The following is a 14,162-nucleotide window of genomic DNA, read 5'->3' as shown; positions in this document are numbered from 1 at the left end:
CGCTCTCTTCCAAATACAGTGCCAGTTCTTGAATGGTCGGCTTTTCAAAAAGCACTTTAATCGGTACTTCCTTGTGGAAATGCTCTTGAATTTTCGCAGTCATCATCATGGCTTTCAGAGAATGTCCGCCGATCATAAAGAAGTTATCTGTAACGCCTGCTTTAACGCCGAGTATCCCTTCCCAAATCTCGGCTAATTTCTTTTCACTCTCTGTTTTGGGTGCTGCATATTCAGACTGCACAGCGTCTGATTGAGGCGCAGGCAGTTCTTTTTTATTGATTTTTCCGTTTGGTGTAAGCGGCAGGCTGTCCATCTGGATCAAATGGGCAGGAACCATATAGTCAGGCAATGATTGAGACAGCGTTTTTCTCAGCCCGCTCACAGACACTTCGCGATCCGCTGTAAAGTACGCGCAGATTTCATTTTCATCCGCTTTGTTTTTGTGAATGATCACGGCAGCCTCTGTCACATGTTCGGCCATGTTCAATTTGTTTTCGATCTCCCCAAGCTCAATCCGGAACCCGCGCACCTTCACCTGGTTATCAATTCTTCCTAAAAACTCGATATTCCCGTCCGGAAGCCATTTCGCCAAGTCGCCAGTTCGATACATTTTTTCACCCGGTCTGAACGGATCTTCAAGAAATTGCTTCTCCGTCAGCTCTGGGAGGTTGACGTAGCCCCGTGCCACGCCGCTTCCCCCGACACACAGTTCACCGGGCGCTCCGATCGGCTGCAGGCGCTGCTGCTCATCCATGATGTATGCAGTGGAATTTCCGATTGGCTTCCCGATTGGAATTGAACCGCTGTACTCGCGATCAATCAAAAAGCTTGTAGAAAATGTCGTATTTTCTGTCGGTCCGTACCCGTTCCACAGAGAAAGCGACGGCGATGCCTGTTTCACTTTACTTACAATATGCGGCACGAGCGCGTCTCCGCCGATGATTAAATGGCGCAGTGTGCCGAACATGCCGGCATCCTTTGCAGCAAGCTGGTTGAATAATGGCGAGGTCAGCCACATCGTCGTAATTCTCTGCTCACGGAGGAACGCTGAAAACCGTGTCGCGTCAAGCAGTGTCTCTTTTTTCACCGGATAAAGCGCAGCGCCGTTCAGCAGCGCGCCAAAGATCTCAAATGTACCGGCATCAAAGCTGACAGCTCCCGTTTGCGCCATGCGGTCTTCTTCATGAACAGGAACGTATCCTGCATTTTTAACGAGACGCAGAATGCTTTTATGTTCGATCATGACGCCTTTCGGTTTTCCGGTCGAACCTGACGTGTACATGATGTAAGCCAGGTCAGACGGATCGGCGGGCAGATTCAGATTGTCTGCCGTTTCATTCCCTTCAAAGACACCTTCCAGCGGGAGAACCGGTACTTGCAGCTGATTTGCCTGTTTTGTATATGCCTCTCCAGCTAAAGCGATCCGAATCGAGCTGTCCTCCGCCATGAAACGGAGCCGATCCTCCGGAAGTGCGGGATCAAGCGGCACATATGCGGCGCCTGCTTTTAAAACAGCCAGCATGGCGGCAACAGTGTCTGCCGAACGGTCATTCATAATGGCTGCTGTTTCACCCTTTTGCAGACCTTGCCCAATGAGCTTTCTCGCCAGGCGGTTCGCCGCTTCATTCAGCTCGCGGTATGTCAGCTCGGCTCCTTCATATACGAGGGCAGTACTTGCCGGTGTCCGCTTTGCTTGTTCTTCAAATACTTGATGAACAGCCATTCCTTCAGGGAGTTCTGATGAAGTGCTGTTAAAGGTCTCCACAATTTGCCGCTGCTCTTCTTCTCCCACAAGCCCGTGCTCACGCACAAAAGCGTCCGGCCGCTCAACAGCGGCTGTCATCATGCGGGTGAGATGTCCTGCTGTCCGTTCAATAAAAGCAGAATCAAATGCAGCGCCGTTATATTTGATTTTGACGGTCCAGGTTTTACCCGGGTAAACAATGAGGTTGAAATCAAAGCTTGTTTGTTCAAATGCGCTCTCAACCTTAATAGAGAACCCGAGCCGGTCTTCCATGCTGCCGTTTTCAAGCTCTTGATCAAGCGGATAATTTTCAAAAGCGACGAGATGGTTCAAAAGACTGCTGTCCAAGGCTGAACGTTTTTGAATCTCGTAAAGCGGCACGTAATCGTAGCGCTCCGCCTCCACCGCATGCTGCTGAACGTCTGTAAAAATGTCAGCGAATGTAGACTGCTGATCAACCTTTACACGCACCGGAATGGTATTGATAAAGAGCCCCGCCATTGTTTCAATTCCGTTGATTTCAGACGGCCGTCCCGATACGACCGTGCCGAAGACAACATCATTCGTAAAGTTATATTTGCTGAGGACGATTCCCCAGATCGCCTGAAACAGGTTAGGCCCCGTCACTTGATGGCGGTTCGCCGTTTGCTGAATGCGTGCAACCAGTTCCTCATCCCATGTAAATGAGTATTCTCTGTTCACATACTCTTCTTTTTTCTCCGGCAAGCGGCCCGGGAGCACGCTTGGCTGTTCAAAATCCGCCAAGCGTTCGCTCCAGTAGCCTTCCGCTTCTTCATTATCCTGTTTTCCAAGCCACTTAATGTAGTCGGAATATGGCTTGCCCTGCCCGTTTGCAGGTGTGCGGCCTGCTCTGAGCGCTTCGTAGTTTTGGAACAGGCTTTTCATCAGCACGCCCATGCTCCAGCCGTCCATCATAATATGGTGATTGCTCCAGACAAGATACAGCTGATCTGCATCAAGGCGGAAAACTGCCACTTTGAACAAAATGTCTTTTGCCAGGTTAAAGCCTTGGTGCTGAACGTCTTGTTTGTAACGCTCGATGTGGTCTTTCTGGCGATCCTCGTCTGCATGACTGATATCTTCATAGTGCACCTTTGTCTTGCGTTCCGCTAACACAACCTGACGCGGCTTTTGCAGCTGCTGGTGTACAAATACCGTACGGAGAATATCGTATGACCGGATCAGTTCATTGACGCTTTTCTCAAAGATTTCTAGATCAAAAACACCTTGAATGCCAAGCTCTAATTGTGTGAAGTAAGAGGAAGAATGCGGATCAAGCATCGCATGATACAGCATTCCTTCCTGCATCGGTGTAAGTGCATACACCTTTTGAATCGATTTTTTGCTCATATGCCACCTCTATTAAAAAATTTCCATTAATTTATCAAGCTCATCCAGCGTCAAATCGTCGTCGCCAAGGTCACTCGGCGTCAGTTCCGTGCCATCTTGAGATAGGCAATGTTCAATGATTCTAAGAAGATGGGCCTTAAAGCTGTCACTGAATGTCTGTATCGTTTTTTCATGAAATTCGAGAGAGTGATAGGCCAGTGACATCGTCAGTTTTCCGTTTTCAATATATCCGACAACATCAAGCGCGTTCGGTTTTTCCGTTTCCGGGCTTAATGACTGTCCTGACGGCAGCTCTGATCTCGTGAATAAACCTGCATCCGACATTTCATCGAACTGACCTAAATAGTTAAAGCTGACATCCGGCTGAATGGAGAACGCCACATCTTCTTTATGCTCCGGCGCCGTCAAATAGCGCAAAATGCCGTAGCCCACTCCCTTATTCGGGATATGTCTGATGTCTTCTTTCATTTGCTTCAGCTGATAAGCCAGATCATCCGCGTGCTTCATATCCAGCACCATCGGGAACATACTCGTAAACCAGCCGACTGTCCGGGAAATGGTCAGGTCTTCTACTATATCTTCACGTCCATGCCCCTCTAAATGAACACTCACTTGCTCCTGACCTGTCCACTCCTTCATCGCCAACCCGAATGCCGTCAGCAAAATATCATTCATTTCTGTGTGATAAGCCTCATGCACCTTGGTGGTAAGCTGTTCTGTCTCTTCAGCAGTCAGCGAAAATTCAATTGTCTTTGTATGTTTCATTCGCTGATCACTAGATTCGCGGTCCTTCGGAAGCTTCACCGGGACAGTCTGTTCTTCAAGCTGTTTCCAATACTCTTTTTCTTTCAAAAAGGCTTTGGAATTTGCAAAGTCTTGTAATCTCTCTGCATACTCCGCAAACGAATGGGTTTTCTGCGGAAGAACCGGCTCGTTCCCTTGCTCCAGCTGTGTATAAACCGCAGCGAAATCCTCCAGTAAAATCCGCCACGATATACCGTCAACCACTAAGTGGTGAATCACAAGCAGCAAGTGGTCTCCGTCTTCTGCTTGGAACAAGCCTGCTTTTAACAAGCCGCCTTCCTTCAAATTGATGCTGCTTTGCAGACGCTCCGCTTCTCTCTCTATGCGGTCTTCATGATCTATAGCCTGCCCCTCAAGTTTGGTGATCTCTAAGTGAACAGAGACAGCATCAAGCCCTTTGTTAAATTGAACGATCTCCCCTTGTTCCTCGCGGTAGACCATGCGAAGCGCGTCATGATGCTCAATCAGTGCCTGCAATGTCTTTTCAACCCGTTCAGGATCGAAGCCCTTCGCAGAATGAAGCATGACCGACTGATTCCAGTGGTGTTTGTTCGTGAAATTCTTTTCAAAGAACCAGCGCTGGATCGGCGTCAGGATAACTTCGCCCTCCACAGGGCCTTGGTCTGCCTGTTTGCCTTCGGCACGCTCCACGTATCGGGTAAGCTCTTCGATCGTCGGGTGCTGGAAGAGATCCTTCATTTCCAGCTTCCAGCCGTGCTGGTTCAAGCGGCTCGCCATCTGGATTCCTTTAATGGAATCTCCGCCGAGCGAGAAGAAATTGTCGCTGACACCGACTTCAGAAATACCGAGCACGTCCTGCCAAATGCCGGCAAGCAGCTCTTCCATGTCGGTGGACGGTGCTTTGTATTCTCCGCTTCCTGCTTCGATGTCCGGCTCCGGAAGTGCTTTGCGGTCTACTTTGCCGTTTGCGGTAACCGGAAGCTCGTTTAATGTCACCCAGAACGCCGGGATCATGTAGTCCGGCAGGGTTTCCTTGAGCGCCGACTTCAGCGCTTCTATGTCAGCTGTTTCCGGTGTGACATACGCCGCGATCGCTGTATTGCCGCCTTTATCTTTTACAGCTGTCACTGCCGCATCCTGCACCTCAGAAAGCTGGGCCAGCTGCACTTCAATTTCTGACAGCTCGATTCGGTAGCCCCGGACCTTGACCTGCTGGTCGATCCGGCCGATGTATTCGATGCCGCCGTTCGTCCATTTCACCAAATCGCCTGTTTTGTACATGCGTTCACCCGGCACGAACGGATCGGGGACAAACCGCTTCGCGGTTTCGTCTTCCCTGTTCAGATAGCCGCGCGCCAGTCCGCGTCCCGCCACACAAAGCTCTCCGGCCACGCCCTCCGGCTGAACCTGATGGTTTTCGCTGAGAATGTACACTCTCGTATTGGCGATCGCGCGCCCGATGGAAAGCGAGCCTTCCTCCGGATTGATTTCTGTGCTCGTCGCAACGACAGTGTTTTCGGTCGGCCCGTAGTTGTTGACAATCGTGTACGGCTGCTTAACCGCACGCTTCAGCTTGTCCCCTCCGGTCAAAAGCACGCGGAGTGACGTGTTCTCAAGCTCCATGAACTGTTCCGCCAGCTGTGTCGGCAGGAACGTGATTGTGACGTTATGCGTTTCGAAATAATCATTCAGGCGGGTGATATCAAGGCGGATCGCTTCATCAATGACGTGAAGCTCGGCGCCGATCGTCCAGGTCGGGAACATCTCCCAAATGGAAGCGTCGAACCCGAAGCCCGCGTACTTCGCACTGCGGTCCTCCGCCGTCATGCCGAACGCGGCATGATGCCAGAAGCACAGGTTCACAAGCGCATGGTGCTCGATCATAACACCCTTCGGCTGTCCGGTCGTTCCTGACGTATAAATCATATAAGCAAGGTGATCCGCGGTTGTGTCTGTCTGCGGATTTTCCTCATCATTTTCATCAAGCGGCAGACTCAGGATCGTGCGGTTGCCGTCAAGAAGAATGACCTCGCCCGTGTAGCTGTCCGGCACTGAGATGCCTTCCTGTTTCAAGAGAAGCGTCGCGCCGCTGTCCTGTAGGATATATTCAATCCGCTGATCCGGATAGTCAGGGTCAATCGGCACAAATGCCGCTCCCGCCTTTAAGACGCCGAGCACCGCAGCTGACATTTCAAGCGACGGCTTTGTGAGAATGCCGACGCGCTCATCCGCGCTAATGCCGCAGTCAATCAAAATCCGCGCCAGACGGTTCGCCTTCGCATTCAGCTCACCGTACGTCCATGATTGCCCGTTATACGTAACAGCCGGTTGGTCTTTGTGGCGCTGAGCCGTTTCTTCAAACAGCTGATGAACCGTTTTGTCTGTCGGCACAGGCAGTGTTTTTCCTTTCCATGCCTTCAAGAGCGTTTGTTTTTCTGTTTCGTTGACGAGTGACAGACTGGAAAGCGGCTGGTTTGGATTTTCTGTTACTGCTCCTAAAAGCTGAATCCAGTATTGCTTCCATCGTTCAATCGTTTCCGGTGTAAACAGCGCCGTATTGTATTCAAGAACAAATGTGAGCCCCTCGCCGGTTTCGTCAGCTGTCAGCGTGATATCAAACTTGGCCGTTTTCCGCTCAAACGGATGCGGTTCAAGCTCGACCCCTTTCATCGTTAAATCTTTAATGTTCGCATTTTGCATAGAAAATACTGCGTCAAATAAAGGGTTTCTGCTTGTGTCACGGTGAACCTGAACTTTTCCGATCAGGTCTTCAAGCGGGTAATCCTGCGCTTCAAATGCGCTAAGTGCTGTTTCTTTCACTTCGCCAAGATAATCCGCAAACGTCTTATCGCCCTTCGGATACGTGCGCAGCGCCAGCGTATTGACAAACATGCCGATGACGCGGCTGATGTCTGCTTGAGAGCGTCCGGCTACCGGCGAGCCAACAATGATATCGTTTTGCCCGCTCAATTTTGATAAAAACGCACTGTAAGATGCCAGAAGAACCATATACAATGTGGAATCCGTTTCCTTCGCAAGCTTGCGAAGAGCATCTGCTTTTCTTGCATCTAATGAAAATGCAATCCGGTCTCCCTCAAACGTTTGAACCGCAGGACGGCTGTAATCAGTTGGAAGAGTCAGCACCGGCAGCTCTCCTTCAAGCTCCTTCAGCCAATGCTCCTCTTGCTTCCGGTAAAGCTCGGACTGAATAAACTGCTGCTGCCACACGGCATAATCCTTATATTGAATATGAAGCGGCTCAAGGCTTTCTCCGTCGTACAGCTTCGAGAGTTCATCAATCAGCACGCCGACAGACGCTCCGTCAGAAATAATATGGTGCATATCAAACAGCAGCAGATGCTCAGTTTCTGAAAGCTTGATCAGCCCCATTCTGAACAGCGGCAGCCGGTCAAGTGTGAACGGACGGATAAACTCAGAAACGATCCGCTCGGTCTCTTCTTCTGGAGCCTCGAAATATGCCATATCAAACGCTGCTTCATCCCAGATTCGCTGCACCGTTTCTCCGTCTTTTATTTCAAAGGTTGTTCTGAAGGCTTCATGGCGCTCCATTAACTGATTCATTACGCATTTGAGCCTTTCAGCATCCAAATGACCCTTCAGACGCAGAACCGATGGCATGTTGTAGCTTGTGTCCGCTCCTTCAAGCTGCTGAAGCACGTACATCCGTTTTTGCGGAGAAGAAACAGGATAAGTCTCTTGTTTCTTTGCCGGTCTGATACTGATCGCTGTTCCTTTTTCAGCGGCGGCAATAGCCTGCGCTAAGCTTTCAACGGTCGGTGATTGGAAAAGATCCTTCAGAGAAAGCTCGGCGCCCAGTTCCTGATGAATCACGGCAAGCATCTTCATGCCCGCTAACGAGTGTCCGCCGATATCAAAGAATTGGTCATAGATGCCGATCTGTTCAACCTGAAGCACCTGTGCCCAAATGTCTGCGACTTTTTGTTCTATTTCATTGCGCGGCGCAACATATGAAACACCATTTGAGATGTTGGCGTCAGGAAGCGGAAGCGCCCGACGGTCGATTTTTCCGTTTCCGGTCAGAGGCAGCTCGTCCATTTGGATAAATACCGCAGGAATCATGTAAGCCGGCAGATCCTTTGCCGTATGCTCTCTCAGCTCTTGCGCTGTAATCTCACCCTGTCCGACAAAATACGCGCAAAGCAGTTTGTCTCCCGCACCTTGATCGACAGCAAGCACAACGCTCTCCTGCACACGATCGTGGCTTTGCAGCTGGTGCTCAATTTCTCCAAGCTCAATGCGCTGTCCGCGGATTTTCACCTGGTGGTCGATCCTTCCGATAAATTCGATATCGCCATTCGGCAGCCATCTTGCCAAGTCACCTGTTTTATACATGCGTTCGCCTTTTTTAAACGGATGCAGCACAAATTTCTCCTCAGTCAGTTCAAGTCGGTTGTAATAGCCTTTCACGAGGCCCTCCCCGCTGACACACAGTTCTCCGGCGATGCCGGCAGGCTGAACATGTCCCGCGCGGTCAAGAATGTATACTTCCGTATTGCTGACCGGTTTTCCAATCGGAACGGACATCGTGTGCTCATCCAATTCATCAACCGGATGATATGTCGCGAAAACCGTGCTTTCAGATGGGCCGTACATGTGCAGCAGCTTGCCTTTCCCAACGGTCTGCAGCGCTTTTTTCACATGATCTACAGAAGCCCGTTCTCCTCCGAACATAATCTTGCGCAAAGTCGACAAGCATGTCGGATTCAAGTCCACAAGAAGGTGGAACAGAGCTGTCGTGATCATGAGAATGCTGATGTTCTCCCGCTCAATGACACGAGAAAGACGAGCCATGTCCAGAACTGTTTCTTTCGGAACGAGGACAAGCTTCGCGCCGTTTAAAAGAGAACCGAACACATCAAACATAAATGCGTCAAATACATAGTTTGAGAGTCCGAGTATCGTATCCTGTTCCGTAATGCTGAGATAATTCGTCTGCTTAACCGTGCGCATAATATTGGCATGTGTCACGATATTCCCCTTTGGCGTTCCTGTCGTTCCGGATGTATACGTCAGGTTGGCCATAGCCGCCGAATCAAACGGCAGAGCGAGGTTTTGCGCATCGTCGTGATAGCTATCATCCTCATCAGCGAGCGCGATGACGCCTTCGAATTCCGCTTTTTCCGCTAACGCCTTTAATTTCTTCTGGGTGAGAAGCACTTTCGCTCCGCTGTCTTGGAAGAAATGCTGAATCCGCTGAATCGGGTGTTCCGGATCAATCGGTACATAAGCCGAACCGGATTTTAATACCGCCAGGATTGACACAATCATGTCCATTGACCGTTCACATAGGACGGCCGCTGTCCTGCTTTCGCCTGCTCCCATTGAAAGAATGCCGCGCGCTAAACGGTTGGCCCGTTCATTCAGCTCACGATATGTGAGCGATTGCCCTTCATATTGAAGTGCCGGACGATCCGGCGTTTTGGCAGCCTGCTCCTCAAACAGCTGAACAATCGTTTTGTCTTTCGGATAAGGCGTTCTTTCCGGGTTAAACTGCTGAACTTGTGAAGCGGCTTCCTCTTTAGATAGAAGATTGTATTCAGAAATTGGTTTCTCAGGCTCAGCCGCTACATCTTCAAGCAACCGCGCAAAATGCGTGAGCAGCCTGTCTGCCGTGCTTCGTTTAAACAGTTTGGTGCTGTAGTCTAAATCAAGATCAATGCCTTGGTCCGTTTCTCTTGCCTGAACCGTTACATCAAATTTGGCAATGTTGAAATTGGTCTCATGAATCGACAATGTCAAATCACCGACAGCCGGAATGCCCGCCGTTGCGTTTTGGAGACTGAACATCGTGTCAAACAATGGATGCCTGCTGATATCACGCGGTATATTCAGGTCTTCAACAAGCCATTCAAATGGATAATCCTGATGAGAAAAAGCATTCAGGACCTGCTGGCGCACACGTGTGAGCAGGCTGTTAAAGGTCTCATCCTGCTTCACCTCGCTGCGAATCGCGAGCGTATTGACGAACATGCCGACAATGCCCTCTGTATCAGAATGATGTCTGCCCGCTGAAGGAGTGCCGACAATGATGTCATCCTGCCCGGTATATTTAGACAGGAGCGTATAGTAGGCTGACAGCATGACCATATAAAGTGTGGCGCCATTTTTTTCAGCTAAACGATACAGGCGATTCTTTAACTCCGCATCCAGCTTGATGGAAACCCGGTCTCCTTCAAAGCTTTGGACAGGCGGTCTCGGATAATCGGATAGAAGCTGAAGCACTGGAAGCTCACCCGCAAAGGCTTCCTTCCAATACGCCTGATCCTCCTGGTATCCCTCAGCAGCCCGCGCGCTTTGCCAGACGGCGTAATCTTTATACTGAAGACGGAGCTCAGGAAGCTGTTCACCGCGGTAAATCTGTGCCAGTTCCTCCAAAATAATGCCGATGGAAACACCGTCAGAAATCAAATGGTGCATATCAAACAGAAGCATATGACGGTTTTCTTCAAGCTCCATCAATCCGATTCTCAACAGCGGCGCTTTCGATAAGTCAAACCGGCGGACAAAAGAAGTCATAACCTCCTCATTTGAGCGGCCGCTTCTTTCAATCATCTCGATGTTGAACTGGACGCTGTCATGAATTTTTTGTCTCGGCGTACTGCCTTCAAGCACAAATGACGTCCTCAGCGACTCGTGGCGGCTGATTAATCCGTCAAATGCGCGTTCCAGTTTTAGAATGTCTAAAGGCCCCTCTAAAATAGCTGCCGCCGGCATGTTATATCCGACTCCCGCATCTTCGAATTGGCTGACAATATACGTCCGCTGCTGCGCCAAAGAAAGCGGGTAATGTTCCTGTTTTTCAGCTGGCTCAATTGCCGCAAACGTCCTGCCTTCTTTACGCTCGGCCGCCTCAGCAAGAGCGGCGATGGTCGGATGCTCAAACACATATTGCAGCGGGATGTCAGCGCCCGTCTCCTTATGAATCTTTGTTAAAAGCGTCATGGCCTTCAATGAATGACCGCCCGTTTCAAAGAAATTGTCAAAGACCCCGGCTTTCTCAACGTTCAGCACATCCTGCCAAATCTCAGCGATTGCTTTTTCCATTTCGTTTCGAGGTGCGGTATAAGCTGTTCCGCTGACCGCTTTTACCTCAAGCGCAAACAGCTTGCGGCGGTCAACTTTACCGCTTGGTGTGAGCGGGATTTCTGTGATTTCTGTGATGTAAGCCGGCACCATATAGTCAGGAAGCTGTTTTGCCGCGTGTTCCCGCAAACGTGCTGGAGCAAATTCGCTTCCCGCTTTTTGCACAACATACGCACAAACCTCAAGATTCCCTTGGTCGTCAGGCCTCGCCAAGACGACAGCTTTTGCAACATCAGGCGCCTGCTGAAGCACGGCTTCAACTTCTCCAAGCTCAATGCGGTATCCGCGAACTTTGACCTGATCATCTTCTCTTCCTAAATATTCGATCGTTCCATCTGGAAGCCAGCGCACCACATCTCCGGTACGATACATGCTGTCACCGGGCACAAACGGGTCTTGTAAAAATTTCTCAGCTGTCAATTCCGGAAGGTTTAAGTAGCCTCGTCCTACACCGTCACCCGCGATATAAAGCTCGCCCGCCACGCCTTCCGGCTGCAGACGGCCTTTTTGATCCAAAATATACAAGCGGTTATTCCCAAGTGCTTTACCGATTGGCACATACGCTGATTGAACTGAACTGTCCGGGTGGACCGGATGAACGGAAGCATCCACACACGTTTCAGTCGGCCCGTACACATTGGTCAAACGAGGAACGGCACCCGCTTCTTTGAACAATGTCAGAAGCTTGTCCGCCACAACAGAAGAAAGACCTTCCCCGCCAATCAGTAAGTGTTTGAGCTTAAGACCAGTCAAATCTCCCGCAGCAATCAGCATTTGCAGATGGGCCGGTGTTCCGTCCGTCGCCTCAATCCCGTATCTGCGGTAATACTCAGCAAGAGCAGCGCCATTCGTCACCGTGTTCTTCGGTACAATATAAAGGGTCTGTCCCAAAAGGAGCGACGCGAAAATCTGTTTCACTGACGCATCAAAGTGGAACGGCGCAAGCAATGCCATCCGCAGGGTCTGACTCTCACTCTGATAAATGGTCTGCTGCAGAGATTCAACCAAATGATGAACCTGGCGATGCTCGATCATCACTCCTTTTGGACGTCCGGTTGTTCCCGACGTATAAATAATGTAGGCAAGATCACCAGCGTTCAGATTGACATCCGAAATAGCATCTGTACCGCCTGCAATCGCCTGATCAAAGTCAATAAGCTCAGCAGATGCACTTGGAGACGCAACCTTCGATTCAGTCAAGACGAAATCCGCACCGCAGTCCTCCAAAATAAATTGGATGCGCTCTGCCGGAAACTCGGGGTCAATCGGCACATAGGCTCCGCCGGCTTTTAAAATCCCCATAATGGCCGTGATCATTCGTTCAGAGCGTTCGAGCAAAACGGCAACCGGGCTGTCTGCACGGACACCCTTCTCTTTCAGCACACTGGCAATACGTGATGATTGTTCATGTAACGTTCGATAGGACAATGCTCGATTTTCAAACACAACCGCAGGCTGATCAGCAAGCGATTCAGCCTTTTCTTGAAACAGCGCCGGAATCGTCATGTTCTTGCGGTAATTGACCGGTTCACCGCCAGCCCGCAATAGCAGCCGCTCTTTCTCCGTCTCAGAAATCAGCGTCAATTCATCAATCGTATGATTCGGGTGCGTAAGTGCGTTTTCAAGCAATGTCATCATGCGTTCACAAACAATTTTGATTTCTTCGCGCGTCATTAAATCAGTACGGTAGTCAAAGTCAATTGTAAGTTTCCCAGTATCCCATCGATCCTTCACATGAATCGAAACATCATTTAATCCGCTTCCGCTGAAAATGGGCTCAGTCAAAAAGGCAAGATTTTCTTCTTTCTGCCACTGCATCACCTGATACTCAAGAGAAACCGTAAACAGCTTTGTCACAGAGCTTTTTGTTTCACGAAGATCATTGATGAGAAGATTATACGGGTACTTTTGATGGCGAAGAGTTTTCATTAAATCCTTCATCCGGTCTTTAACAAAATCAAAAAACGCCTGTCCGCCGTCAATGTTTGCCCGAAGCGGAACCGTAGAAACAAACATGCCGAGCATCTGCTTCTCTTTCGCATTTGTCCGGTTGCCCATAAATGTACCAGTTACCACATCATTCTGCCCGCTGACTCTGTACAAGTAGGCGGCAAGCACCGATTGAAATACCGATAAAACGCTGACCTTGTGCTCCTCACAAAAGGATAAAATTTGCTGATGCAGCGCCTCAGGCACATCTTGAGAGAATCTCTCAGCATCTAAACTTCCGCCTGCAGGAGCATTCCGTTTCAGGGAAACGAGTTCAGGCACCGTTTCGAATTGCTTGTTCCAGAACGCTTTATCTTTTTCAAACCGCTTCGATTGAGCATAGTCCTGTTCAGACAAAACATGATCGATAAATGAATGCGAGATTCCTTTTTTCGTTTCTGATCCGCCTGCTAATTCCAAGTAAATGTGCATAATGGCGTTTCCGAGGATGTTCATGGAGATCCCGTCAGAAATCACATGATGAACATTTGCGTAAAACCATACTTCATTTTCTTTGATGGTAAACAGGGAAAAACGGAATAAATCACAATCGTACAGAGGCAGAGGTTTTTTCGTTTCCTCCCGGCCCCATTGTGAAATAGATTCTATCGCATTCGGATCTCCGGTGGTGTCAGTATGTTTTATATCAACAGGCCGATACTCGCTTATATATTGAACGGGCTCTCCATTTTCATCGAGACGCAAACGAAGGCGCATTGCGTCATTTCTGCGGACAAACTCTTGAATCGCTTGCTCCACAAGCTTCCAGTCAATTTTTTCAGTTGAAACCAGCTTACCAATCCCCGCAAGATTTGAAATACTCGTATGAGGATAAAATTTTTCTGTATACCAAATTCGTTTTTGAGCATCCGTTAAAGGATAAAAAGTTATTTTCATATTATCTTACCTCCCCTAATCTTCAATAATCTGTAACATGTGCAGGATTATTTCTATTTCGTATCCTTTGACAGCTTTTGAATCTAATGAACTAACTGCTCAAAAAGCCAAAAGTACTACTTCTCAAAAGCGTTGCATCTAAACAAAAAACACAAAGCGACCTAAAAATAGCCAGCCGTAAGCATTGATTGCGGTGTCAGGCACAGGCAGATAAAGACCGCAAGCCCTCTTGCCCTAAAGTGAAACATTTTTGCCTATTTCTTCATTGTTT

The 14,162-nt window shown here is 49.3% G+C and carries 1 protein-coding gene and 1 pseudogene; both read right to left on the bottom strand.

What is annotated here, in order from left to right; all coding sequences use genetic code 11:
• Positions 1 to 22 precede the first annotated feature (22 nt).
• A pseudogene (srfAB, locus tag NSS75_RS02335) lies at positions 23 to 3,115 on the bottom strand (surfactin non-ribosomal peptide synthetase SrfAB); the annotation flags it as partial.
• Positions 3,116 to 3,127: 12 nt separating this feature from the next.
• Positions 3,128 to 13,891 (bottom strand): surfactin non-ribosomal peptide synthetase SrfAA, encoded by a 10,764-nt coding sequence (srfAA, locus tag NSS75_RS02330; protein ID WP_339235694.1) that lies wholly within the window; start codon positions 13,889 to 13,891, stop codon positions 3,128 to 3,130.
• Positions 13,892 to 14,162 lie beyond the last annotated feature (271 nt).

It is taken from the genome of Bacillus sp. FSL K6-1012, assembly GCF_037964915.1.
Lineage (GTDB): Bacteria > Bacillota > Bacilli > Bacillales > Bacillaceae > Bacillus > Bacillus halotolerans.
This window is presented reverse-complemented; position numbering and strand designations above follow the sequence as displayed.